Genomic DNA, 25405 nt, shown 5'->3' on the forward strand with positions numbered 1-25405 from the left:
GGTGTCTCGACTGGACAGTCGTCCTGCGCCGAACCTGCGGCAGGCCGTCCCCTCAGTGCGTCGAATGATCAGCTGCCGCTGTAGCGAGGCGCAAGCGCCCCGCCCATCTGCGCCCAACGCTCGTCCGACATCCACACGTATTCGAGGTAGTGCCCGAGGAACGGCCTGGCATCGAGGTAGACGAAACGCAGGGCGTCGCCGCCGCCTTCGAGCACGACGGGATAGGGTTGCTGGTCCACGCGCGCGCGGAATTCGTCCCAGTCAGCCACGCGCATGCAGATGTGGTGGAACTGGAGACCGTCGTCGGCCGGCAGAGCATCGGCATAGACCGAGACGGCGCCGGAGATCGGTTGAATCAGTTCGTACTGCAGGTCACCGACCCAGATGAAGGCAAGCTTGTTGGTCTGAATGCCTTCGCCTTGCGGCGTCATGACCGGCGTCGAGCCTTCGTAGACGATGACCTTGTCCACCTTGGCGCGCTTGCGGAAGACCTCGACCCACTTGTCGACGTCCCGCGTCACATAGGCGTTCTGGAAGTGATAGCCCTCGAGCATGGGTCGAAGCCCTCTTTGCGGAACACCGCGCGACTGTCATCGCCAGGCGCCAGCGCCCGTTTGACCGTGTTCCTGGTGGAACTCGCTCGCAGCGCGCGCTGACGCCGACGACATAAATCAAATTTTAGGGCCGCAGGACCCAGCCGCCGTCCACGTGCAGGGTCTGGCCGGTGATCCAGTCGCCGGCGGCCGAGCAGAGCAGCAGCAGCGGGCCGACCAGTTCGTCCGGCTGGCCACGGACACGCATGGCGACGGTGGCTTCCAGCAGCTTCACGAACGGCGAGTCGTCCGGCGTCAACAGCTTGCCGGCGTCGCTGGTCACATTGCCCGGCGCGATGGCGTTGACGTTGATCTTCTCGCGGCCGAGCTGGCGGGCCAGCGTGGTCGTCAGGCCGAGAAGGGCGAGCTTGCTGACGCCATAGAGCGACTGGGCCGGGAAGGCCCCGCCTGACAGCTGGTTGACGATCTTGCCGCCGCCCCGCTCGCGCATCTGCGGCACGAGCGCCTGAACGCAGTTCAGCGCTCCAGTCACATTGACCGCCATTAGGCGGGTCCAGTCCTCGATCGGCACTTCGACGGCGGGCTGGTAGCCCAGTTCGACCATCAGGGCGGCGTTGTTCACCAGGATGTCGACCCCGCCGAAGGCGGCCTTGGCGTCGGCCGCCATTTGCTTCACCGCAGCGACGTCGGTGATATCCACGCGTGCAGCGATCGCCTTGCCGCCGGCCGCGACGATCTCGTCGACCACGGCCTTGGCGCCTTCCGCATTGAGGTCGGCCACGACGACTGCCGCGCCTGCGCCTGCCAGGCCCAGGGCGTAGGCGCGGCCGATGCTGTTGCCGCGCCCGCCGGCGCCGGTCACGACGGCGACCTTGCCGTCCAGACGGTATTGTTCGATCGAAAACGTCATAGCCAATCTCCTGAATATCTGTCGGCGGGCGCGGCCTTAGCCGGCCAAAACCTGATCGAGGAACGGGGTCGCGGCGTCGCGCAAGCCGGCGGCGCTAGGGGCGTCGCCCAGCACCTCTCCGAGGAGCCGCACGTCCTTGGCGAGCAGCGCCCCGCCGTGTTTGAAGGCCTGGGGCGTCGGCAGCCGGGCGCAGACCTCGAGGCTGTAGCTGCGGCCGCTGCTGGCCTTCAGCAGCTCGATCAGCGCCGCCCGATCGATGCCGAGCGCGGCGCCCGCGGTCAGGGCATGGTTGGCCAGCGCCATGTTGGCGGCCATCAACGCATTGTTGACCAGCTTGGCGTGCTGGCCGGCGCCGACGCCGCCCAGGTGGACGATCAGCTGGCCGAAGGTCGCGAAGACCGGCCGCGCCGCGGCGACCGCTTCCGCCTCGCCGCCGACCATGACAGTGAGCGTCCCGGCCTTCGCCGCCGGCTCGCCGCCGCTCACCGGGGCGTCGATCAGCGCGAGACCGCGCTCGGCGGCCTGTCTGGCCAGGGCCTCGCAGGTGTCCGGGTGGATGGTGGAGTGGATGGCGATCCGGCCCCCGGCCCGCATGGCCGGGATCAGCAGGTCGCAGACCTGCTGCACGCCGGCGTCGTCGACGACGCAAACCCCCACATGGTCGACCTGGGCGCCCAGCTCCGCAACGCTGGCGGCCACCGTCGCCGCGGTGTCGGCGAAGGGCTCCAGGGTCTCCGGCCGCCGGGCCCACAGGACGACCGGGTAGCCGGCCTCGACCATCCGCCGGGCCATCGGCGCGCCCTGGCTGCCGAGGCCGATGAAGCCGCATTTCACGTCCGCCAAGACGCTTCTCCCCTAGCTCGGACGCGGCCTCAGCCGGCCGTGATGCCCTTGTCGATGTTGATGCAGGCGCCGTGGTAGCCAGCCGCCGCGGGCGAGGCGAGAAAGGCGACCATCTCGGCCACGTCGTCGACCTCGACCAGGCCGCGCAGACCCGAGAAGCGGGCGATCAGCGAGTGGTCGAGGTCCGCCGGCATCTTCATGTTCGTAGCGATGTTGGTCATCATGCCGCCAGGCGCGACCGCGTTGAATCGGATCGGCTTGTGCGTGTACTCCATGGCCAGCGCCTTGGTCATGTGGGTCAGCCCTGCCTTGGTCGCACAGTAGGCGGCGACATAGGCTTCGCCGACGAAGGCAGCCGAGGAGGTGACGTTGACGACCGCGCCATTGGCTTCGAGCAGGTGCGGGATCGCCGCCTGGATCAGGTAGAAGGGCGCGCTCAAATTGACCGCCAGCGTCTTCTCGTAATCGGCAGCTGACATCTCCGGCGTGTGGCTGAAGAAGATGACCCCCGCCACATTGCACAGCGCGTCGAGCCGTCCGAAGGCCTCGACCGCCTTGGCCACCGCCGTGCGGCAGTTGTCGGCCGACGAGAGGTCGACGGCATAGGTCTCGGCCCGCACGTCCAGGGCGCGCAGCTGCTCGGCGGTCTCGTCCAGGCCTGCGGCGTTGACGTCGACGATAAGGACGTCGGCGCCAGCGCGGCCGAGCGCGAGCGCTGTGGCGCGGCCGAGGCCAGAGGCGGCGCCGGTGACCAGCGCGGCCTTGCCCGTCATGTTAATTGCAGTCGGCATGGGATCTCCTGATCAAGCCTCGAAGGGCAGGCCTTGGGCGACGCGCTTGCCCATCTCGAACACCGTCGCCTGCATCACGGAGGCCTTCGGCCAGCCGCCATGGATGGCGTACTGCAGGACGAACTCGTGCATCTCGTCCATGGTGGCGTTGCCGCTGGCCATGGCCCCGTAGGTGTGGCTGCGGATCGGGGTGTCCGACGAGGACTCCGACACGCCGACCATGGTGATCCAGCGGCGCGAGCGCTGATCAAGCCCCGGACGCATCCACATCTCGCCGAAGACGAAGTTGAGGATGCCGCTGTCAAAGTAGGCGACGACCGGCGGCGGCCCGCCGATGGTCATCACCGCCAGGAAGTTGGCCGAGCCTTCGGCATGCCGGACCGCGGGGTCCCAGGGCTCGGCGCGGATCGGCGCGAATTCCGCCGGAGCAAGATCCAGCGAAGTCGCCACCCGGGTGATGGACTGATCCCAGGCGCCGCCGCGCGACCAGCCGGCGTAGACGGCCAGGTGAAGTGCGCCTTCGCGCAGTTCCGACAGGGTGACCTCGCCCGTCGTCAGGGCGCCGCGAACGTAGTTGTCGAGGATCTCGGCCGGACCGGGCGAGCAGGCCGCTGCGGCCATGGCGATCCAGAAGCGCGAGCGCAGGTCGAGGCCCGGCCGGGTCCAGACCTCGGCATAGATGAAGTCGCGCCAAGAGGCTCCCAGTAGCGTCTTGGGCTCCGGCGCCGGCGCGCCGGTCAGCGCCGCCTGCTGCTCGACGCCCCTGCGGGTGCGTTCGGCGGGATCGAGCAGGCTCATTGCGCACCTTCGAGCTTGGCCAGGTTCATCCAGACATTTTTGATCTGCAGGAACTCGTGCAGGCCGGCTTCGCCGCCGAGCCGGCCGTAGCCGCTCTGCTTCATGCCGCCGAACGGCACATTGGGCGCCATGGCCTCGCCCGAGCCGTTGACCTGGATCTGGCCCGCCTGGAGCTGGCTGGCGACATGGTGCGCGCGCCGCAGGTTCTGGGTGTGGACGTAGCCGCCCAGGCCATAGTCGGTGCTGTTGGCCAGCGCGATCGCCTCCTCCTCGGTGTCGAACGGCGTCACCGCCAGCACCGGGCCGAACACCTCGTGCTGGGCGATCGAACTCTGGTTCTCGACGTCGGCGATGATGGTGATCGGCAGGAAGAAGCCGTTCGCGTAGTCGCCGCCCATCCGCCCGCCGCCGGTGACCAGGCGGCCGCCTTCCGCCTGGGCCTTGTCGACCATGCCGCAGATCCGCTGCAGCGAGGCTTCGGTGATGATCGGGCCGACAAAGGTCGTCTTGTCCAGCGGGTCGCCGACCTTGATGTGGCCGCTGATCCCCTGGAGCATCGCCAGGTACTCGTCGTAGATCGGCCGTTCGACGAGCAGGCGGGTGCCGTTGACGCAACCCTGGCCGCTCGCGCTGATGGCGCCGGAGAGGCCGCGCTTGGCGGCGTCGGCCAGGTTGGCGTCGGCGAAGACGATCACCGCCGACTTGCCGCCGAGCTCCAGGCCGCAAGGCTTGAGGGTCTCGGCCGCGGTCTTCAGAACCTTCTTGGCCGTGGCGCCGGAGCCCACGAACTCGATCTTGTCGATCCCCGGATGGGCGACCATGGCCTCGCCCACGTCAGCGCCCCCGGTCACCACATTGACCACGCCCGGCGGAAAGCCGGCCTCGAGGAACAGCTCGCCCAGGCGCATCACCGTGTAGGGGGCCAGCTCCGGGGCCTTGACCACCACGCAGTTGCCGGCCGCCAGCGCCGGCGCCAGCACCATGGTCGCGGCGTAGAGCGGACCGTTCCACGGCACGATTGCGCCCACCACGCCGTAGGGCTCGTATTCGACATAGTCGTGCGCCGGCCCGCCCCAGGTCTTGATGGTCTGGCCCTGGATCTTGTCCGCCCAGCCGCCGAAGTAGCGGAACTTCTGGACCGCATCGGCGACCATGAAGGGGCCGGCGACCAGGATCGAGCCGTTCTCGATCGTCAGCAACTGGCTGAGCGGCTCGAGGTTCTGTTCGAGCAGGGCCGCCAGCCTCAGCATCAGGTCACGGCGCTTGTCGCCGCTCAGCGCCCGCCAGGCCGGGAAGGCGGCGCGCGCCGCAGCCACCGCGGCGTCGACATCGGCGGGGCTGGCTAGGTCGAATTCGCCGGTGACCGCCCCGGTCGCCGGATAGACGTGCGCCCAACGCGCGCCGCCGCCGCGCGTCAACCGCTGGTCGCCGATGATCACAGGGTGCCGCGGCAACAGGTCCGTCACGGGTGAGGAGAACGCCATGGCTCGGCTCCTTGATGGATTTAGGGCTTGTTCCGCGGCATTCGCGGCCGTGGTGCGATCGGCAAAAAACATGCCTCTTTGATCCAGTCAATCCCGAGAACGGGGCAACATATCCCTGGATAGGGCCTAACTGTATGCGTGTTATTGGGTATATGCGCTTGACGCTGGGCGCACTGTCGTGGTGCGGAATCCCTGTAGAAACGTCGCTGAACGTCAGAATTGAAGGCTGTTGAACGTGGCGCCTGGAAAACAATCTGCAGCCCCGACGAAGAGGGGTCTTCCGCTTGTTCAAGCTACGGTCGACCAGTTGAGAGATCTCATTCTCGACCGGGAGCCGGGCGCCCAGATCGGCTCCTTGCCCGAGTTGGCGCGAATGATGCGGGTCGGCATCGTGACCCTGCAGCAGGCGGCCCGAGTTCTTGAGCACGAGGGCTTGCTGCAGGTCCGTCGTGGACCTGGCGGCGGCTATTTCGGCGCCCGGCCTGACAACGCCGCGCTCGAACGCTGCCTTGGCTCCTACCTGAGAGTCCACGGCGGCGCTTACCGCGAAGTCTTCGAGATGATGTCTCTCCTGGACACCGAGTTGATGCCTGCCGCCGCCCGCTGCGCCGACGAGAACCTGCGCGAGCAACTGCGCGGGCTTCAGACACGGTTGGAGCAAGGCGGCGCGGCCGCAGATCGGATCGCGATCGAGGAAGACCTTCACACGATCGTATTTCGGATGGTCGAGCGGCCGCTGTTTCAGCTCCTCGCGCGCGTGACGGCCCACGTGTCCCGCACGCACAGCGCGCCGGCGCTGTTTCCCGACGCCCCGGGCGTCGAGGCCTGGGCCAACGCCCGGCTTCGCACAATCCAAGCGATCCTTGATGGAGACGCCGGACTGGCGATGTTCGAAGCCGTTCGATATCGCCGGGCCTTGCTCAGCGCGCTCGCCGCCTCATGCGGAACACCCACAGACCCCGACTGGGCGCGCATACCGGTCTGATCCGAACGCGTCGAGCCCTCAAACACACCTGTTATCTGAAGGAAGATCGCGGTAATCAGGCCCAGGCTCAATTTAGAAGCCAATAGGGTGCATGTTTATGAGCTTCCCTGGGAGATCGGCCCCTGGGAGATCGGCGAGTGCGGCCGCGTTCTCAACGGGGTCGGCTCGGAACCCGGCTTGCGGGGCTGCACGATGAAGCCGGAGGGCGGGTTCAGTCTTGAAGCCTGGGCGGCGGCGAACCGCTGCGTCGCGGGCGACGCGGTCGAGTTCAAGGTGCGGGCTGAGCATCACGCGGACCATGTCGCCGCCCTGCTCGTCAAATTCGAACTCGCCGGTCCACGGGAAGATGTGTTCTGCAGCGGCGACCAGTACTGGCTTGATTTCGCACTCGGGCCGAAGCGACAGCAGACAGACGTTCGGTTCGTCGACCACTGGCGCCCGGACCGGTTCCGTCGGGCTGGCTCGATCTTTCTCGTGCCTCCAGGCGAGTGCTTGCAGTTGCGATGCCTGGGCGGGGCCCAATCATCCATCATCTGCCGGGCGCCGCCGCAATCGTTTCCGGAATGGATGCCGCAGAGCCCCGTCAGCAACGGCTCTCGGCTCGAGGCCATTCTCGATATTGGCGACGCGAACGTTCATCAGCTGCTAGCTCGACTGGCGCAGGAGATGCAGCGCCCGGGCCTCGCCGGAGACCTCCTCATCGAGATGATGATCTCGCAGCTGCTGCTCGAAATAAGCAGCTATTGGACATCGGCGGTCGATCAGGTGAGGGGCGGCCTCTCCGACTGGCAATGGCGCAAGATCAGGGATCGCGTGAACGCACCAGGAAGTCTGCCCACCCTGACGGAGCTCGCAAAGCTGTGCGAGATGTCTCCGCGCCATCTGACGCGCGCATTTCGGGCCAGCCGCGGCTGCTCGATCGGCGCGTTCGTGAAGCAGAGGCAGTTTGCGCTCGCAAATCAGCTTCTAAGCACATCGCGTCCTGTCAAAGAGATTGCGAGCCTTGTCGGCTTCAGCTCCGCGTCGGCCTTCATCCATGCCTATGCGAAAGACGCCGGGATCACGCCGCACCAATTCCGCCTCCAGCGCAGCGGCGCGGCGCCACCCCCTTGAAAGGGTCTATCTTCAACAGCTTAGAGCGTGACGGCAGCCGCAACCGGCATCCACTTGCCGCTGTCACCCTCTAGGCGGGGCTCACCAAGATTCACCCACACGCAGCAATGTGATCCAGCGACTGAAACGCCGCGCTTTGGTCGACGGGCCTGACCGGCTAAGCTCGCGTCATGGACTTCATCGACATTTCCGGGGCGTCCGGAACCGCTTATCGCTTCCGGCGCTGGCCCAGTTCGGGCGCACATCCGCCCATCGCCGGCAACTTCGTGCTGGTCGCCGAAAGAACGCGGAAGGTCGTCGCCATCGGCGTGTTGGATGACCTCAGCCGCGCACGGCAGGAGCTTGACGCGCTCCCGCGAGGAACCGCCCTGTTCACGCGGCTCAACGTGGCGCGTCGCGTGCGTGAAGCCGAGCACGCGGACCTTGCGCTGCAGCACCCCGATGCGAGCGGCAATGTCCCTGTCGGACTGGATTCCGTCGAGGCGGCCTGAGCCGGAGGCCTGAGGCGCGCCAGACTCAGCTGGGTGTGCGGACGCCGGTGTCCGACCGACGTCCGATCCTCTGCGGCGTGTACCAGATCGGCGAGGAGACCGCGCGTTCCTGGATGGTCGCCGGCAGATGCGGTGGGAGCGGCAGGTTGCGCTTCACGGCCAATATGGTGCTCCAGCGCGGCGTCGGGATTTCGATCGCCCGAGCGTAGTACACGGCCGGCGCCTTGGGATCGAAGTCCGGATCTCGCCACACGCCCCTGAGCAAGGGGGCGCCCACGGTGTTGGAATAGGCGGCGGTCTTCAGATCCACGGTGTTGCGGACGGGCGGCGGCTTGCCGGTCTTCGGATCGCGCTTGCGCTCTGGCGACCAGACGACGTCGAACACCTTCTCCCGATAGGCGTCGCCGTCGAGCCAGACCTTGACGATCTGGATGCGATCGAGATTGCCGCTCGTCGGGTCCCGCGCCGCCTCGACGATGAAACCGGGTGCGGCGGCGGCCTGGGGCCGGGCGGGCAGGTCCCCGCCCATGGCCACGTCCGTACGATAGGCCGTCGCGACCCAGTCCGGGCGGGCAAGCGCGTTCGCCTGCACGTTCCAGCCGCCGAAGAAGCGCAGGCGGATGGTCGGGCCGGAGGTGGCGAAGGTCTCCTTGCGCCGGAGCGCTGCATAGATGGACTCGCGGGTGTTGCGCTCCGCCCAGACGCCGGTCAGGCCGGCCGAGCCGTAGATGCCGTGCGCATTGAGCTCCGACTCCGCCCCGCCCTTCGCGCGCTCTTCGATGCTCGGACGACGGGTCTCGCCGGGCGCGAGCAGCTTTTGGGCGAGCTCGCGGCTCGGCAGGTTCACCTTCGGATCGATGCCGAGCCCGCCCTGGCCAGCGTAGGCGTTCTCGTCGGCGTTCGACAGGCCGCCGTGGAAATCGCTCGACCCCACGAAGCCGAGCTTGAAGGGATTGGTCCCCACCTTCGACTGGACCACCAGGCCGCGGCCGAGCGCCTGGCGCGCATAGCTGCCGTTCACCGCGCTCGGACCGCCCGTCAGCAGCTGCTCCATCACCTCGAAGTTGCTGAACTCGTCGTTCGGGGAAAGCTCCGGCGCGGTTTCCGACTGCCCCTTGGTCTGGAAGAGTTCGGTCAGCGGCTCGTTGAGCGCCCGGCGCTGGGCGTAGTCCTCGCTGATCGGCCTGTGATCGCTGTCGTTCCAGTCGAACATCAGCCCGCCTGAAGCGTTGGCGTTGTGCGGAATCGCCAGGGCCTCGATCCCCTGGCCGCGCAGCCGCTCCAGATAGCTCCACAGGTCCTCGGGCCGCTCCGACGCCGACGAGGAGAAGGGGGCCGCCGGCGGCGCGTTGCGGAAGATGACGTTGCGATGCAGGTTCTTGCGATCCGGCATCGCGGTCCATTCGTAGGCGATCAAGGTCGTGAACTTGCCGGGCTGATAGTTGTTGTTGGCGGCGTCGACCTCGGCCGCCCAGGTGCGCGACATCGCCGCCTTGGCGTTCAGCTCGGGCGGATCTTCGCCCTTCGAAAGCCTGCCGATGAGCGCCAGAAAGCCCTTGCCCGGACTCTGCAGGAACAGCTTGCCGAGATCGCTCTTGGCCAGCGGACTGTCCGCATCGTCGAGCTGGTTGAGCACGCCCATGTATTCGGCGTGGTCGGTCACCGCGGTGAAGTCGAGGGGCCGCGGCCGCTGCACCGTCTGGCCGAGGTAGGTGATCGGCTCGCCGCGGGCGAAGCGATAGGCCTCGTCCGGCGTGCTGCGCGCGCCCATCAGGCTGTAGGCGTCGAAGGACTGGCCTGTATGCAGGTGAAGCTCGCCAAAGAAGGCGCGCCGGTCGGACGGATCATTCTCCGTCGCGTGCGCGGCCGCGACGATCGCCGGCGGCGGCGGCCTGCCGGCGACGGGCTTAGAGGCGGCGAAGAGGTTGACGCCGCCCAAGACGCCCGCGACGGCGGCGCTGGAGACCAGCAGAAGGCGCAGTCTTTTCATTCCTCGGCTCCAATCGCCAGCGTCGCTCCGCCCAGGTCGACGCGTTTCACCAGAGCGGCCTTTGCTGGTACGCCGCGCGACGCTCGCGAATGGCCCGTTCGCGCTGTTTGGGCGAGACGTTAGCGGTGTCGGACGGCAGCGCCGAGCGGACTGCGTCCAGGGCCATCTTCCGAACGGCGGGGATCGGTTGGGCGTCGCAATCCGTCCAGCGCCCCTGAAGAACGCCCGTGGAGTAGCCCGCGGTGTCGAGCCAGTTGGGCACTCCCGGGTCCTTCGCCGAGACCACGACGCGCAACAGGCCGTCCTTGTCAATCCGGGCCTGGGCGTCGTTCAGGCTGCTCTGGTTGTCGTACCAGTCGGTCGTCTCGTAGATCTCGTTGGTCAGGATCAAGGACCAGTAGACGCATTTCGCGGGAATCTTGACCTCGACGACGAGCGCCTCGTCGTCCTTCAGCTCGTAGACCCCGTCATAGTAGAACTGGCCCGCCAGACCGCCGAGGCGCGAGACGTCGAGCGTGTGCAGCCGGTTGACATGGCCCTCGCGCCGCAGCCGTTCGGGCTCGCCGGCGCGCAGCGGTCCGATGAAATTCGCCAGGATCGCCAGGCGCCGGAGCCGGTCGCGCAGCGCCTCGGCTGAGGGCCGTGTCTGCCGGGCCGGCTTGTCGAGGCGTTCGATCGAAATCGTCGGATCGCGCTCCTGGCTCCAGTCGGAGCTGACCGAACGCAGCAGGAGCTTCGCCGTCGAGGGCTCGAGGCGCCACCAGTCGCCCGCGTAGCCGGGCGGCCGCGCCGGGCTGAGGATCACGTCGAAGCGGCCCTCGGCGTCGACCTGCAGCGCCTTGAGGTCGTGCTGGGCCCGTGCGGCGCCGACGATCTCCTTCGGAGGGGTCGCGGAATCCCCTGGCGTCGGGCCCATCTGGCCAATCCTGGCGATGCGAACCGTGCCCTGCCGCCCCCGCAGGCGATAGGTTCCTGCCGGGTCGATGCTCGCGGTCCTGTAGATGGTGTCCGAATTCGGCTGGCCGACGCTGAAGATCGAGCCGTTCAGGGGCAGGAACATGGGGTGGTCGAGGTCGCCGCCCAGCACCGAGATCCCGGAGGAGGTCAGCGCGCCAAGTGCGAGGCGGCCGACCTCCTGTTGAACCTGCGGGTCGTTGCGCTGCTCCTCCGGCAGCTTGGCCAGTATCCGGGCCGGCAGGTCGCGCAGGCTGTCGAGAAGCTCGTTCCAGCCGGCCACGCTTGGCGCAGCCGTGGCCGGCGCCGGGCTTGGCTGGGCGCGTGCGGCGCCCACCGTCAGGAACGCCGCCGCCGACGCGGCTGAAACCAGGGCCAGAAGCCTCGGGGACGGCGCTCTTCTCACCTGATCTCCTCCCACAGTCCCACGGTTTTTTCTCAGTAGCGCCCGCGCAAGGTGACGCCCCAGGTCGCCGGATCGCCCAGCGCGCCATAGATCGAGCCGGTGTTGCCGAGACCGGTGCCGAGCGAGGTGAAATACTTCTTGTCGGCGATGTTCTTGCCCCAGACGTAGACATCCCACCGGCCGTCGGCCGCCCGCACGCCGAGGCGCGCATCGATCAGGTTGAGGCTCGGCAGGCGACTGTAGATGCTTTCGTTCCCGTTGGAGTAGAGGGAGGACCGGAAGGTGTCGTCGACGCCGACATAGGCCTCCGTTTCCCGAGCGCCGAAGGTCAGCGGGTAGCGGAACTCCGCCCCTGCCGCGGCGGTCCAGAGCGGCACGCCGGCGAGCGGCCGCCCGGTGAGGCTGCAGCTCGTCTTCAGCACATTCTCCAACCCGCAAGGCGCGTTCGGATAGGATTTGTAGCTCGCGTCGTCGTAGGCCGCCGAGGCGTAGATCGAGAGCTGCCGGTTCGGCTCGGCCCGGAAATCGACCTCGAAGCCCTTGGACTCCACCTTGGGAATGTTGGCCAGGTAGGTCCGGGTGGTGCCAGTGACCACCAGATTGCCGATGTAGTTCTTGTCCCGCTGCAGGAAGGCGGCGAGGTTCAGCGTCACGCGCCGGTCGAACCAGCGCGTCTTCACCCCGACCTCGGCGCTGTCGATGGTCTCCGGCCGGATGGTGGCGGTCGCCCCGGGCGGAAGCGCCGTCAGGTTGATCCCGCCCGAGCGCGAGCCGCGGGAGAGGTTGGCGTAGGCCAGGACGTCTTCGGTCGCCTGGTACGACACCCCGACCTGGCCCGAGACCTTGCCGCCGTCGACCTTGGCGCGCGACGACACCGGGGCGGCGATCGCATTGCGGGCGGCGGCCAGGGCGGCGAGCGGCCCGGTGAGCGGAACGCCGCCGGTCACCGTCTGGTCGAAGCGGCCGATCTTGTTGTCATGCGTGTAGCGCAACCCGCCGATCAGGCTGAGCTGCGGCGTGAGGTGAAGGGTCGCCTGACCAAAGGCGGCGTAGCTGTCAGTATTGTTGCTGGCGGTGCTGTTCGAGCCGTAGCCGTTCAGCGCCAAGGCCGGGACCGCGGGCCCGAGCAGGAAGTAGCTCGCCGCGTTTCCATACCGCTGGACGGCGGCGGACTTGATCTGTTCGCGGTAGAGGAAGAGGCCCGCCACATAGTCGATCCGGTTCTGGCCTGTCGAGGCGATCCGGAATTCCTGGGTCAGCTGGTTCTGGTAGTTGGCGGTCCCTGCCTGGGCGAAGATCGACAGCGGACTGTTGTCCAGGTCGTTGGCCGGCCACCAGTTCCAGAAGCGCCAGGCCGTGACCGAGGTCAGGACGGCGTGCGGCAGCTCCCACTCGGCCTGCAGCGACACCCCGCCGGTCTCCTGGGTCGCACGGACCGGGCTGTCGGCGTTGACGTGGCGCTCGAAGTGATCGACCACCGGCGTGTAGCCGAAGGCCTGGGCGTAGCTGACGAAGCTCCTGCCGTTCGGCGGCGTGACGATCCCGGCCAGCACCTGGTAGCAGCAGTTGGCGTTCTGCCGGCTGTAGTCTGCGATCAGGCGGACCTTCAGGTCATCCTGCGGCGCATACAGCAACTGGCCGCGCACGGTGATGTTGCGGTAGCCGTTGACCTTGTTCCCGTCGAAATCGTTGGTCGCCAGGCCGTCGCGCTGGGAGCTCGCCACCGAGAGCCGGCCGGCGAGGGTGTCGCCGATCAGCGGGCCGGACACGGAGCCCTTGGCGACGAAATACCCGTAGTTGCCGCCGCTGATCTCGCCGCTCGCCTGGGGCGTGAAGCTCGGGCTGGCGGTGGTGATGTTGATCACGCCGGCCGTGGTGTTCTTGCCGAACAGGGTGCCTTGCGGGCCGTGCAGCACCTCGACCTGCGCGATGTCCACCAGGTCGAAGGTCGCTGTCGCCGGGCGGTTGTAATAGACCTGATCGACGTAGAAGCCGACGCCCGGCTCGATGCCGTCGCTGGCCACCCCGGTGGCGTTGCCGAGCCCGCGGATGTTGATGCTGGAGTTCCGCGGATTGAAGGCCGTGAACTGGACGCTTGGGATGTAGCGGACGAGCTGGGCGATGTTGGTGGTGTTGGTCTTGGCGATGAAATCGCCGCCGACCACCGACAGAGCCGCAGGGACCGACTGGGCGGTCTCGGTCCGGTGGCGGGCCGTCACCACCAGCTCGCCGATCGCGGTCTCCGCGGCGGCGGCGACGCCCGCTTCCGGTGCGGTCTGAGCCAAGGATTGCTGGGCGGCGGCCGGCCGGGCGACGCCGCTGAACAGGACGGCAAGCGCCGCGGCGCCGAGCAGGGCGCGCCTGCGAGATGCGCCGGCGCCACGCGGCTCAAGCCCGGAGGCGGCGTTAGATTCTGCGGACATCAATGGTGGAACTCCCCCCTACAAAACCGCATCAGGCTTTCGTGGACCGACGAAAGGCGACGCGCGAAACCGACATATCGTTCGCGCTTCGGAAGAGGAGCCGAATTTTTCTATAAAACCGATCAGTTTAGTATGTTTAAAGCCGCACCCTGCCCTTCATGACGGTGGCGGCGGCCCCGGAGCTCGGCCGGCGCTATTAGAAAGCCTCATTGGACAAGTTGCCGAATTCAATGTGAAATCGCGTGTCGCCGACCTGGGGCCCTCGGCATTTCCGCCTATATGAGGTGCTGGAAACTCCGAGGCCCGGTCGCACGCCTTGCGCCACCCCTGGTCCTTGAAGACCCGCCCGGCGCGCTGCTGCGCAAGAGCATCAAAGTCCGCACGCTCGCCGTCTTCGATTGGCGACGAAGATCGCGAAAGGAACTGCAGATGATCGAGGTCTTCTACTGGCCCACGCCCAACGGCAAGAAGGTCGCCATCCTGCTGGAGGAGCTGGGCGTCCCCTATGCGATCACGCCGCTCAATATCGGCCGAGGCGACCAGTTCAGCGAGCGCTTCCTGGCCGTCAACCCGAACAACCGCATGCCGGCCATCCTCGACCACGCGCCGAAAGCCGGCGGCGACCCGATCGCGGTCTTCGAGTCCGGCGCGATCCTGATGTACCTGGCCGAGAAGGAGGGCCGCTTCTGGCCGCAGCAGGACCAGGCCGCCAAGTACGAGGTGGTCGAGTGGGTCGTCTGGCAGATGGCCAACCAGGGGCCCAAATTCGGTGAGCGCGGCCACTTCTCGCGCCTGGGCCCCGAGGCCGGGGACCAGTCCTACGCCCGGCGACGCTTCGACGACGAGGTTCACCGGCTCTATGGCGTGATGAACAACCGGCTCTACGATCGCCCCTATCTGGCCGGCCAGGACTACACCATAGCCGACATCGCCGCCTTCCCCTGGACGACGGCCTGGGCCCAGCAGGGGATCGACCTGGACGAGTTCCGCCACGTCAAGCGCTGGTTCGAGGCGGTCTCCGCCCGCCCCGCCGTGCAACGCGGCCTGGCGGTCACGGCCGGCGAACCGGAGGATCCTGCGACCGTCACCCCGGAGGAGCAGGCGCGGCGCCAGAAGATCCTGTTCAACCAGCGGGCCCGGCCGGCGCCCGATCTCGAGCGCGTGCGCTGATGCGACCTGCGTCCCGCAACCTTCGTCGTCGCGCCCTTCCGGTGATCGCTCCGGACCTCCGGATCACAGTCCCGCGAGCGCGCGCAATCGGCGGCTTCGCGCTTGCCTAACGCCCAGGCAGGCGTACATCTCCCACGAGATCAGTAGACCATTAGCAAAGCTGGAGATCCGGATGGCGCTCGCATTCGGCGATATCGCTCCGAATTTCAAAGCTGAGACCACGGACGGACCGATCGACTTCCACGAATGGCTCGGCGACAGCTGGGGCGTCCTGTTCAGCCATCCGAAAGACTTCACGCCGGTCTGCACGACCGAACTCGGCGCGGTCGCCCGGCTGAAGCCGGAATTCGACAAGCGCGGGGTGAAGGTGATCGGCCTGTCGGTCGATCCCGTCGCGGACCACAGCCGCTGGGCCGCGGACATCGCCGAGACCCAGGGTCATGCGGTGAACTATCCGCTGATCGGCGATACGGATCTCGCCATCTCGAAAGCCTGGGGGCTCCTGCCCGCCGGCGTCGAGGGCGGAGCCGCCGGCCGCACCGCCGCCGACAACCAGACGGTTCGCAACGTCTTCGTCATCGGTCCTGACAAGCGGATCAAGCTGATCCTGGTCTACCCCATGACGACCGGCCGGAACTTCGACGAGATCCTCCGCGTCATCGACAGCCTGCAACTCACCGCCAAGCACCGCGTCGCCACCCCTGCGGACTGGAAGCAGGGCGAGGACGTCATCATCGCCGGGTCGGTGTCGAACGACGAAGCCAAGAGCCTCTATCCGGACGGCTGGCGCGCGCCCAAGCCCTACATCCGCATCGTGGCGCAACCCTGACGCCGGACCGCCGAGGCCGAAGCCAAGACGGCTCGGCCTGGGCGCGCGACGGCCGCCCCTAGCCGATGAGCGCCAAGGCGTCGCCCAGCTTTTCGACGAGCTCCTCGATGTGGGCGGCCTCGGCGATCAGCGGCGGCGACAGGGCGATGATGTCTCCGGTGACCCGGATCAGCAGGCCCTCGCGGAAGCACTCGACCAGGAGGTCGTAGCAACGCGCGCCGGGAGCGCCCGGACGCGACTCGAGCTCGATCCCCGCCATCAAGCCAATGGTGCGGACGTCGATCACGTTGGGGGAGGCGCGGAGACTGCGGATCGCGTCCTCCCAGAGCGGCGCGATCTCGGCGGCGCGGGTCAGGAGCCCTTCCCGCTCATAGATCTCCAGCGTGGCCAGGCCCGCCGCGCAGGCGACGGGGTGGCCGGAATAGGTATAGCCGTGGAAGAGCTCGATCGCGGCCTCGGGCCCCGTCATCAGGGCGTCGTGCACCTTTCGGCTGGCGAACACCGCCCCGAGCGGAACAGCGCCGTTGGTGATGCCCTTGGCGACGGTGACCAGATCGGGAACGACGCCGAAATAGTCTGTCGCGAACGGGGCGCCCAGGCGTCCGAAGCCGGTGATCACCTCGTCGAAGATCAGCAGGATTCCGTGGCGGTCGCAGATCGCGCGCAGCCGCTCCAGATAGCCCTTGGGCGGCAGCAGGACGCCAGCCGACCCGGCCACCGGCTCGACAATCACCGCCGCGATGGTCTCTGCGCCGTGCAGCGCCACCAGCCGTTCGAGATCGTCGGCCAGGTCCGCGCCGTGCTCCGGCAGGCCGGTCGAGAAGGCGTTGCGGTCGAGATCGTGGGTGTGGCGCAGGTGATCGGCGCCCGCGAGCGTCGGGAAGGCGCGGCGATTGTTGACCAGGCCGCCGACCGAAATCCCGCCGAAACCGACGCCATGGTAGCCGCGCTCGCGGCCGATCAGCCGGGTGCGCGTCCCCTGCCCGATCGCCCGCTGATAGGCGAGCGCGATCTTGAGCGCGCTGTCGACCGCCTCAGAGCCGGAGTTGGCGAAGAACACCCGGTCGAGCCCCGCCTCGGCGCCGCCAGGCGCGATCGCGGCGAGCGCTTCGGCGAACCGGAACGCCACGGGATGGCCCATCTGGAAGGACGGCGCGTAGTCCAGCTCAAGCAGCTGGCGCGAGACCGCCTCGGCGATCTCCGGCCGCCCGTGACCGGCGTTGACGCACCAGAGGCCGGCCGCGCCGTCGAGGATCTGCTGGCCGCTTTCGCCGACGTAGTACATGCCGCGCGCCGACACGAGCAGGCGCGGATCGGCCTTGAACTGACGGTTGGCCGTGAACGGCATCCAGTAGTGGCTGAGGTCTTGTGCGTTGACGTTGGGCATGTGGTCCTCTCAGCGCCAGCAATTGCTTGCGGCGCGGGCGTGAGCAAGCCCTGTCCCTCGATCACGGGCGGCTCCGTGTAACTTTGTCCACGCGACCACCTCCGGGCGAATATGCTCATCGAGCGCCACATCCGGACATCGGCCCAAGCCCATGCCTTCCCTGGCTTTCCAGCTGGCTGATTCGAATAGAGAAGCTTGGTGCGGGGGACAGAAAAACTCGTTTCTCAAACTCTACTATATCTATAGGCGTTCGGCGCAACGAAATTGAAGGCGGCGCCTCGCCGTGGCGCAGACCACGCGACGCCGACAAAGGGGTAAAGTTCAGTGATCAAACGCTTTCTCATCGGGACCGCCGCCGGCGCCATTCTCGCATCCTTCGCCGCGGGGGCCTGGGCCGAGACCGCCGACGGCGCCGTGCTGGAGGAGCTGATCGTCACCGCCCAGCGTCGCGAACAGTCGGCGCAGGACGTCGGGGTGGCGCTCTCGGTGCTCTCGGGCGACCAGCTCGCCGCGCGCGGCGTCACCAACGTCAACCAACTTCAGTACCAGACGCCCAGCCTGGAGGTGGTCCCCGCCTTCGGCGGCGGCCAGCCGCAGTTCCGCCTGCGCGGCGTCGGCTTCGACGACTACGCGACCAACAACACCCCGACCGTCGGCGTCTATGTCGACGAGGTGGCCTATCCGGTTCCGGCGGCGACCCAGGGCGTCTTGTTCGACGTCGCCCGGGTGGAGGTGCTGCGCGGGCCGCAGGGCACCCTCTACGGACGCAACACCACCGGCGGCGCGATCAACTTCATCACCAACCGCCCGACCGACAAGCTGTCGGCGGGGATCGACACGGAATACGGCCGCTACGGCGCCGCCAAGGTCGAGGGCTACATCTCGGGTCCGCTGAGCGCGACCCTCAAGGGGCGCCTCTCTGCAGTCACCGAGCAAGGCGGAGCCTGGCAGAAGAACCGCGTGACCGGCGAAAAGCTCGGCGACGCCGACCGCATCGCCGCGCGCGGCCAACTGGAATGGACGCCGACCGACACGTTCGACGTCCTGCTCAACGCCCACGGCGGCCGGGACGAGTCGGACGGCCAGGGCCTCCACCTGCTGAACGTTCCGGGCCAGACCGGCGACAGCAGGTACAACGCCACCGGCTGGGGCTTCTCCCCGACCTTCGCGGCGCTGGCCGGCGTCGGGACCGAGGCCAAGCCGTCGCGCGACAACACCTCGGCCGGCGGCTCGGTCACCGTGGGCTGGACCCTGCCCTTCGCCAAGCTGACCAGCATCACCGCCTACGACCAGCTCAAGCGCCGCGAGCTCAACGATTGGGACGCCAAGGCTTCGTCGGAATCCGACACCTTCTGGCATAGCGACGTCGAGGTCTTCTCCCAGGAGGTCCGCCTCGCCTCGAAGGACAAGGATCCGCTCGACTGGGTGACCGGCGTCTACTACTCGAAGCAGAAGCTGGACGAGGTCTTCCTCACCGACTTCTCCCAGAGCCTGGGCTTCATCACCAACACTTCCTACGGCCAGGACGTGGAGTCGATAAGCGGCTTCGGCCAAGGGGAGTACAAGATCACCCCGCGCCTGAAGGCCATCCTGGGGCTGCGCTACGAGCATGAGAAGCGCGAGCTGATCGACTTCTCCACCAAGATCGGCGGCGCGCCGCTGTTCACCGACGGCGACCGCGAGACGTCGCTGAACGAATGGTCGGGCAAGGCGGGCGTCGAGTTCCAGGCCGCCGACAAGGTGCTGCTGTACGCCAACGTCAGCCGCGGCGTGAAGTCGGGCGGCTTCACCGTCTACAACTCGCCGCAGGCCCGGCAGATAGACGCCTTCAAGCCGGAAATCCTCGTCGCTTACGAAGTCGGCTTCAAAGGCGACCTGGCGCGCAACCTGCGCCTGAACGGCTCGGCCTTCTATTATGACTACAAGGACCAGCAGGTGCTGGGCGTGGTCTTCAACCCTCAGCGTGGCGCCATCGGGCGGATCACCAACGCGCGCAAGTCGGAGATCTACGGCGGCGAGCTGGAACTGCAGTGGACTCCGGTCCAGGGCCTGCAGATCAACCAGACCCTGGGATACAAGAAGGGCAAATACACCGACTATGTCGACATCGATCCGACCACCGCCGTGCGGGATCCTGTCACCGGTCTCTGGTCGGCCCAGACCACCGACAAATCCGGCCAGGATCTCGGCTTCCCGAAGCTGAGCTACGGCGGCTCGATCAGCTACAGCTGGTCGGTGGGCGATTTCGACCTGCAGGCGGCGACCGACTACAGCTACCGCGACAAGCTGACGTCCTTCCTGGGCGAGGACTTCAACGTCGACAGCTACTGGCTGGCCAACGCCAACCTGACGATCCAGCCCAAGGACGGTCCCTGGCTGCTGGGTCTATGGGGCCGCAACATCTTCAACGAGAAGTACGACGTGACCCGCAACTACTTCCTGCTGTCGTCCAAGATCGGCGCCGCCGGCCGGCCGGCGACCTACGGTGTCCGCGCCAGCTACGCCTTCTAGGATAGGTTCGCATGTTCAAGACCCTCCTGTTGATCCTGGGCGGCCTCGTCACCCTGGTGCTGGTCGCCGGCCTGGTCGGCTGGCTGCTGCTGCGCGGTCCCGACATCCCCTACGAAAAGCTGGAGGCCAAGTACGCGACGGCCGCCTCGCGCTACGCCGACCTGCCCGGCGGCGTGCGCCTGCACTACACCGACCAGGGCAAGGCCGACGGGCCGGTGCTGGTGCTGGTCCACGGCTTCGGCGACTCCCACTTCTCGTGGGAAGGCTGGGTGGCGCGCCTCTCCGACCGCTACCGGATCATCACCATCGACCTGCCGGGCCATGGCCTGACCCGCGCGCCGGCCGGCTATGTCGCCAACACCGACGGTTTCACCGACCTGATCGACGCGCTCGCGGCCAAGCTGGCCCTGCCGAAGTTCGCCATCGCCGGCAATTCGATGGGCGGCGGCGTCGCCTGGCAGACAGCGGTCCGCTATCCTGACCGGCTGAGCGCGCTGGTCCTGGCGGACGCCGCCGGCTGGCCTGCGGAGACGCTGACCAAGCCGCCCCTGGCCTTCAAGCTCCTGAAATATTCCTGGGGTCGGGCCTTCCTGCGATCGATCGACAACAAGCCGCTGATCCGCTCGGGCCTGCGCGGCGAGGTCGGCGATCCGGCCGTGATCACCGACGCCTTCATCGACCGCTGGGCCGAACTGCAGCGCGCGCCGGGCCACCGCGCCATCCTGATGTCGATCCAGCCCGGCAAGCACGGCGCGGCGACCCCGGAAGCGCTGGCGACGATCAAGGTCCCGACCCTGGTGCTGCACGGCGAGGTCGACCCGCTGATCAACATCTCGGCCGGCCGCAAGTTCGCCCAGTGCATCCCAGGCGCCAGGCTGATCGCCTACCCCAAGGTCGGCCACCTGCCGCAGGTGGAGATCCCGCAGCGCACGGCCGACGACGTGGCGGCCTTCCTGGCCGACCATCCGACCCCCAAGTGACCAGGCGGACGCGCCCTGGCTGGCGCGTCCGTCTTCGCTAGAGTACCCCCATGCGCGTCGACTACCTGGGCAATCCCGTCTCCGTCTCGACCGACGCCGGCCTGGCGGCGGTGAACGACTTCGTCGGCGGTTTCCTCGCCTATGAGACGCGGGCGGCGGGCGTCCTCGCCGCCGCCGACGCCGATCCCGCCAGCGCCCTGCTCAACGCCTACGCCGGCATGCTGTGGCTGCTGCTGGAATCGCATGAAGGTCCCGGCCACGCCGCGCCCTATCTCGCCAAGGCCCAGGCCGCGCGCCCCACGGCGCATCCGCGCGAAGAGGCCAACATCGACTTCCTGGCCGCCTGGTTCGAGGACGACATCCCCGGCGCCCTGGCGGTCGCCGACGCCATTCTCGCCCGCTGGCCGCACGATCTGCTGATCCTGAAGCTGCGCCAGTACCATGACTTCAACCGCGGCGACTCCCCGGCCATGCTGCGCGCCGCCGCCAGCGTCGCCGAGGCCAACGCCGAGGTGGCGCACCTGCACGGCATGATGGCGTTCGCCTACGAGCAGTGCCACCTGCTGGACGAGGCCGAGGCCTCGGCCCGCCGCGCCCTCGACCTGCAGCGCAAGGAGCCCTGGGCCCAGCACGCCCTGGCCCACGTCATGCTGACCCGCGGCCGCATCGACGAAGGCGCGGCCTTCCTCGAAGGCCTGCGCGACACCTGGACGGGTCTGAACTCCTTCATGGACACCCATCTTTGGTGGCACCTCGCCCTGTTCTATCTCAGCCAGGGCCGGTTCGAGCAGGCCCTGGCCGCCTACGACCAGCACTGCTGGACGCAGGAAAAGGACTATTCCCAGGATCAGGCCGGCGCGGTGTCGCTGCTGGCGCGGCTCGAGCTGGCCGGCGTGACCGTGGGCGACCGCTGGAATGACCTCGCCGACCACCTGATCCGGCGCGGCGAGGACGTGGTCCAGCCGTTCCTGACGCTGCAGTATCTCTACGGCCTGGCCCGCGCCGGGCGGCCGCAGGCCGGGCCGCTGCTGGAGGCCGTGCGCCGGAGGGCGACGGAGGCTCCGCCGTTCACGCGGGAAGCCTGGCGCGACGCAGCCCTCCCCGCCGCCGAGGGGCTGGTCGCCTACGCCCGGGGCGACGTCGAGGCGGCCCTGCGGGGCCTGCGCAGCGCCCTGCCGCGATTGATCGAGGTCGGCGGCAGCCACGCCCAGCGCGACCTCTTCGAACAGATCTTGCTGGACGCCCTGATCCGCTCCGGCCGCCTGTCCGAGGCCCAGCAGGCGCTGGAGTTGCGCCGCGCCTTCGATCCCGACGGCGTGCCGCTCAACCGAACCCTGGCCGACGTCTATGAGCGCCTCGGCCTCCCCGGCGAGGCGGCCAAGGCGCGGGCCCGCGTCGAGCGTCGGCTGGCGGCCCTGGCGTGAGGCTTTCGAAGGCGCTCGGCGCGCTCCTGGTCGCCTGGACGCTCGTCCTCCTGGGCGCGGCCGGCCCCGCCCTGGCCAAGGACAGCCTGACGCTAGCCCTGCAGCTGGAGCCGCCCAACCTCGACCCGACCTCCGGCGCGGCGGTGGCCACCGACGAGGTGGTCTACGCCAACGTCTTCGAAGGCCTGGTGCGACAGGACCGCGACGGCGCCATCAAGCCGCTGCTGGCGACCTGGTGGGAGATCTCGCCCGACGGCCTGACCTATGTCTTCCACCTGCGCAGCGGCGTGCGCTTCCAGGACGGGACGCCGTTCGACGCCGGCGTCGTCAAGTTCAGCCTGGAGCGGGCCATCGCGCCCAGCTCGACCAATGTCCAGAAGCAGGCGCTCGGCGTCATCCGTCAGGTCGAGGTGATCGATCCCCACACGGTGCGGCTTCGCCTGACCCAGGCCGACAGCAACCTGATCTATGTGCTGGCCTGGGGCGACGCGGTGATGGTCTCGCCGAAATCGGCGGCCTCGCTGGCCGTCGCGCCGATCGGCACCGGCCCCTTCAGGTTCGAGGGCTGGCGGCGCGGCGACGCGGTGACCCTGGTGCGCAACGACGCCTACTGGGGCGAGCCTGCCAAGCTGCGCCAGGTCACCTTCAAGTTCATCGCCGATCCCGCCGCCGCCTTCGCGGCGATCAAGACCCACGACGTCGACGCCTTCGCCGACTATCCCGCCCCGGAGAACCTGCCCCAGCTGCGCGCCGATCCGTCGCTGAAGGTGATCGCGGCCTCCAGCGAGGGCGAGGTGATCCTGGCGATCAACAACCGCAACGGCCCCTTGGCCGACGTGCGCGTGCGCCGCGCCATCCAGCACGCCCTCGACCGCCGGGCGATCATCGACGGCGCCATGTATGGCTATGGCGTCCCGATCGGCAGCCACTTCCTGCCGCAGAACGCCGCCTATGTCGACCTGACCGGCCTCTATCCGCACGACGTCACCATGGCCAAGGCGTTGCTGGCCCAGGCCGGCTATCCCGACGGATTCACCCTGACCATGAAGCTGCCGCCGCCCAACTACGCCCGGCGCAGCGGCGAGATCGCCGCCTCCCAGCTGGCGGCGGTCGGCATCAAGGTGAAGATCGAGAACCTGGAATGGGCGCAATGGCTCGACCAGGTGCTCGGCCGCCACGCCTTCGACCTGACCGTGGTCAGCCACGCCGAGCCGATGGACTACGACATCTACGACCGGCCAGACTACTACTTCGGCTATCACAGCGCCGAGTTTCACGCCCTGATGACGGCGCTGAAGGCAACCACCGACGAGGGCCAGCGCACGGCGATCCTGCAGCAGATCCAGCGCAAGATCGCCGACGACGCGGTCAACGGCTTTCTCTTCCAGTTTCCGCGCCTGGGGGTGTTCGACGCCCGGCTGAAGGACTTCTGGGTCAACTCCCCGACGCGGATCGTGGACCTGCACACCGCCTATTTCGACGCGCCCGGCGCCGCGGACGACAGCGCCGTCGCCAAGTCCGGCCCGACAGGCCGTCTGCTCGGCGTCGGCGCGGCGCTCGCCGCAATTGCGGGCTTCGCGGCCCTGTTGGCCCGGTTCGGCGCGGCCTATCTGGGCGGGCGCGCCGCCGCCATGGCGCTCACCCTGCTGGCGGCCAGCGTCGTGGTGTTCGCGATCATCCAGGTCGTGCCCGGCGACCCGGCCGCCTACATGCTGGGCCTCAACGCCACGCCGGAGGCGGTGGCCAATCTGCGGCGCCAGATGGGCCTGGAGGGCTCGGCGCCGGAGCGCTACCTCGCCTGGGTGCTGGGCCTGCTGCGCGGCGACCTCGGCCTCAGCTACACCTACCAGACCCCGGTGGCCGGCCTGGTCGCCGAGCGCCTGGCGGTGTCCCTGCCGCTGGCCCTGCTGGCCATGGCGCTGTCGGTGGCGATCGGCGCGCCGGTCGGCGCCCTGGCCGCCGCCCGCCGCGGCGGGCCGGCCGACGCGACCGTCATGGGGCTGACCCAGATCGGCGTGGCGATCCCCAACTTCTGGTTCGCCGTCCTGCTGGTCATGGGCTTCTCCATGGGCCTGCGCTGGTTTTCGGCCGGCGGGTTTCCGGGCTGGGAGGCGGGCCTGTGGCCGGCGCTCAGGGCGCTCGCCCTGCCCTGCCTGGCCCTGGCCGTACCGCAGGCGGCGATCATCGCCCGCGTCACCCGCTCGGCCCTGATCGACACCCTGGGCGAGGACTATATGCGCACCGCCCGCGCCAAGGGCCTGTCGGCCGGCCAGGCGCTGTGGCGCCACGGCCTGCCCAACGCGCTGATCCCGCTGCTGACCATCCTGGGCCTGCAGTTCCCCTATCTGCTGGCCGGCGGCGTGATCATCGAGAACGTCTTCTTCCTGCCCGGCCTGGGACGGCTCGTCCTGCAGGCCATCACCCAGCGTGACCTGATCGTCGTCCAGGGCGTCGTCATGCTGCTGGTCTTCGCCGTGGTCGCCACCAACTTCCTGATCGACGTCGGCTATGTGCTCGTCGATCCACGCCTTCGCGGACGACGCTCATGAGGCGGTCCGCAAGCCTCCTCGTCGGCGCCGTGATCAGCGCGATCTTCGTGGCCGCCGCCCTGGGGTCGCTGGCCTGGACGCCCTACGACGTCACGACCTTCGACATCGCCCACCGCCTGCAGGGACCGTCGATCGCCCACCCCTTCGGCGCCGACCATTTCGGCCGCGACACCCTGTCGATGATCCTGGTCGGTTCGCGCAACTCGCTCGCCGTATCGCTGGTGGCGGTGCTGCTGGGCGCCGGCGTCGGCGTGCCCCTCGGCCTGCTGGCGGCGGCGCGACGCGGTCTGGTGGACGAGCTGGTGATGCGCGCCAACGACGTCATCTTCGCCTTTCCCTCCCTGATCCTGGCGATATTGCTCACCGCCGTGCTCGGCCCCGGGGCGCTCAATGCGGTGCTGGCGATCGGCCTGTTCAACATCCCGATCTTCGCGCGCCTGGCCCGCGGCGCGGCGCTGTCGCTCTGGACCCGCGACTACATCCTGGCGGCGCGAACGGCCGGCAAGGGCGCGGCGCGGATCTCGCTGGAGCACATCCTGCCGGGCCTCTCCAGCCTGACCATCGTCCAGGCCACCCTGCAGTTCTCGATCGGCATCATCATCGAGGCGGGCCTGTCCTATATCGGCCTCGGCGCCCAGCCGCCGGCCGCCAGCTGGGGCAAGATGCTCGCCGACGCCCAGACCCTGATCAGCCTCTCGCCGCTGCAGGCGATCTTCCCGGGCCTGGCCATCGTCATTACCGTGCTGGGCCTGAACCTGCTCGGCGACGGCCTGCGCGACCGCCTCGACCCGCGCCTGAGCGGGGACCGCTGAG

20 protein-coding genes are annotated in these 25405 nt (G+C 68.3%); 10 read left to right on the forward strand and 10 right to left on the reverse strand.

Annotation, left to right across the window (positions count from 1 at the left end):
• Positions 1-68 precede the first annotated feature (68 nt).
• From ACSQ2B_RS11485 to ACSQ2B_RS11510, 6 genes are all read right to left on the reverse strand, one after another.
• Complete coding sequence (locus ACSQ2B_RS11485; protein ID WP_436049938.1) at positions 69-554, reverse strand: VOC family protein; 486 nt, start codon at positions 552-554, stop codon at positions 69-71.
• A gap of 124 nt (positions 555-678) precedes the next feature.
• Positions 679-1464, reverse strand: coding sequence for an SDR family oxidoreductase (locus ACSQ2B_RS11490; RefSeq protein ID WP_436049939.1), 786 nt, complete (start codon positions 1462-1464; stop codon positions 679-681).
• A 36-nt stretch (positions 1465-1500) separates the two neighbouring features.
• Positions 1501-2298, reverse strand: coding sequence for an NAD(P)-dependent oxidoreductase (locus ACSQ2B_RS11495; protein WP_436051010.1), 798 nt, complete (start codon positions 2296-2298; stop codon positions 1501-1503).
• Positions 2299-2336: 38 nt separating this feature from the next.
• Positions 2337-3098, reverse strand: coding sequence for an SDR family NAD(P)-dependent oxidoreductase (locus ACSQ2B_RS11500; RefSeq protein WP_436049940.1), 762 nt, complete (start codon positions 3096-3098; stop codon positions 2337-2339).
• A gap of 12 nt (positions 3099-3110) precedes the next feature.
• Positions 3111-3896, reverse strand: coding sequence for a carboxymuconolactone decarboxylase family protein (locus tag ACSQ2B_RS11505; RefSeq protein ID WP_436049941.1), 786 nt, complete (start codon positions 3894-3896; stop codon positions 3111-3113).
• A complete protein-coding gene (locus tag ACSQ2B_RS11510) occupies positions 3893-5380 on the reverse strand; it encodes an aldehyde dehydrogenase family protein (RefSeq protein ID WP_436049943.1) in 1488 nt (495 codons plus the stop codon). Before ACSQ2B_RS11510 ends, ACSQ2B_RS11505 begins: the two co-directional genes overlap by 4 nt.
• A gap of 235 nt (positions 5381-5615) precedes the next feature.
• Between ACSQ2B_RS11510 and ACSQ2B_RS11515 the strand changes: the two genes are divergently transcribed.
• The 3 genes from ACSQ2B_RS11515 to ACSQ2B_RS11525 all read left to right on the forward strand — a co-directional run bounded on the left by ACSQ2B_RS11515 (position 5616) and on the right by ACSQ2B_RS11525 (position 7969).
• Entirely contained in the window at positions 5616-6365 is a 750-nt protein-coding gene (locus ACSQ2B_RS11515) for a FadR/GntR family transcriptional regulator (RefSeq protein ID WP_436051011.1), read from the forward strand.
• Between the two features lie 87 nt (positions 6366-6452).
• Positions 6453-7478 carry a helix-turn-helix transcriptional regulator gene (locus ACSQ2B_RS11520; protein WP_436049945.1) on the forward strand — a complete coding sequence of 342 codons (1026 nt, stop codon included), beginning with the start codon at positions 6453-6455 and terminating at the stop codon, positions 7476-7478.
• Between the two features lie 170 nt (positions 7479-7648).
• Positions 7649-7969, forward strand: a complete 321-nt coding sequence (locus ACSQ2B_RS11525) for a hypothetical protein (RefSeq protein WP_436049946.1) — start codon at positions 7649-7651, stop codon at positions 7967-7969.
• 25 nt (positions 7970-7994) lie between these two features.
• Here the strand turns inward: ACSQ2B_RS11525 and ACSQ2B_RS11530 are convergent, their stop codons facing one another.
• Genes ACSQ2B_RS11530 through ACSQ2B_RS11540 form a run of 3 tightly spaced genes read right to left on the reverse strand, consistent with a single transcriptional unit; the run spans position 7995 to position 13742 of the window.
• Positions 7995-9959 (reverse strand): DUF3604 domain-containing protein, encoded by a 1965-nt coding sequence (locus ACSQ2B_RS11530; protein WP_436049948.1) that lies wholly within the window; start codon positions 9957-9959, stop codon positions 7995-7997.
• Positions 9960-10005: 46 nt separating this feature from the next.
• Positions 10006-11319: a DUF1214 domain-containing protein gene (locus ACSQ2B_RS11535; protein ID WP_436049950.1), complete on the reverse strand. Its 1314-nt coding sequence runs from the start codon at positions 11317-11319 to the stop codon at positions 10006-10008.
• 32 nt (positions 11320-11351) lie between these two features.
• Entirely contained in the window at positions 11352-13742 is a 2391-nt protein-coding gene (locus tag ACSQ2B_RS11540; protein ID WP_436049952.1) for a TonB-dependent receptor, read from the reverse strand.
• A 429-nt stretch (positions 13743-14171) separates the two neighbouring features.
• Here ACSQ2B_RS11540 and ACSQ2B_RS11545 point away from each other — a divergent pair, with 429 nt between their 5' ends.
• Together ACSQ2B_RS11545 and ACSQ2B_RS11550 are read left to right on the forward strand one after the other, a co-directional pair.
• Positions 14172-14912 carry a glutathione binding-like protein gene (locus tag ACSQ2B_RS11545; protein ID WP_436049954.1) on the forward strand — a complete coding sequence of 247 codons (741 nt, stop codon included), beginning with the start codon at positions 14172-14174 and terminating at the stop codon, positions 14910-14912.
• 172 nt (positions 14913-15084) lie between these two features.
• Positions 15085-15741: a peroxiredoxin gene (locus ACSQ2B_RS11550; protein WP_436049956.1), complete on the forward strand. Its 657-nt coding sequence runs from the start codon at positions 15085-15087 to the stop codon at positions 15739-15741.
• Between the two features lie 58 nt (positions 15742-15799).
• Here the strand turns inward: ACSQ2B_RS11550 and ACSQ2B_RS11555 are convergent, their stop codons facing one another.
• Positions 15800-17128: an aspartate aminotransferase family protein gene (locus ACSQ2B_RS11555; protein WP_436049957.1), complete on the reverse strand. Its 1329-nt coding sequence runs from the start codon at positions 17126-17128 to the stop codon at positions 15800-15802.
• 324 nt (positions 17129-17452) lie between these two features.
• On the opposite strand from ACSQ2B_RS11555, the gene ACSQ2B_RS11560 reads away from it, so the two are divergent.
• From ACSQ2B_RS11560 to ACSQ2B_RS11580, 5 genes are read left to right on the forward strand one after another with little or no spacing between them, the layout of a single operon-like run.
• Positions 17453-19639: a TonB-dependent receptor gene (locus tag ACSQ2B_RS11560; RefSeq protein WP_436049959.1), complete on the forward strand. Its 2187-nt coding sequence runs from the start codon at positions 17453-17455 to the stop codon at positions 19637-19639.
• 11 nt (positions 19640-19650) lie between these two features.
• Positions 19651-20619 carry an alpha/beta fold hydrolase gene (locus ACSQ2B_RS11565; protein ID WP_436049961.1) on the forward strand — a complete coding sequence of 323 codons (969 nt, stop codon included), beginning with the start codon at positions 19651-19653 and terminating at the stop codon, positions 20617-20619.
• 50 nt (positions 20620-20669) lie between these two features.
• On the forward strand, positions 20670-22043 hold the full coding sequence (locus ACSQ2B_RS11570; RefSeq protein WP_436049962.1) for a tetratricopeptide repeat protein: 1374 nt from the start codon (positions 20670-20672) through the stop codon (positions 22041-22043).
• A complete protein-coding gene (locus ACSQ2B_RS11575; protein WP_436049964.1) occupies positions 22040-24592 on the forward strand; it encodes an ABC transporter substrate-binding protein in 2553 nt (850 codons plus the stop codon). The genes ACSQ2B_RS11570 and ACSQ2B_RS11575 overlap by 4 nt, the downstream gene beginning before the upstream one ends.
• Positions 24589-25404, forward strand: coding sequence for an ABC transporter permease (locus ACSQ2B_RS11580; protein ID WP_436049965.1), 816 nt, complete (start codon positions 24589-24591; stop codon positions 25402-25404). Before ACSQ2B_RS11575 ends, ACSQ2B_RS11580 begins: the two co-directional genes overlap by 4 nt.
• Position 25405 lies beyond the last annotated feature (1 nt).

The sequence above is a fragment of the Phenylobacterium sp. LjRoot225 genome, assembly GCF_964252855.1.
In the GTDB taxonomy this organism is placed as follows: domain Bacteria; phylum Pseudomonadota; class Alphaproteobacteria; order Caulobacterales; family Caulobacteraceae; genus Phenylobacterium.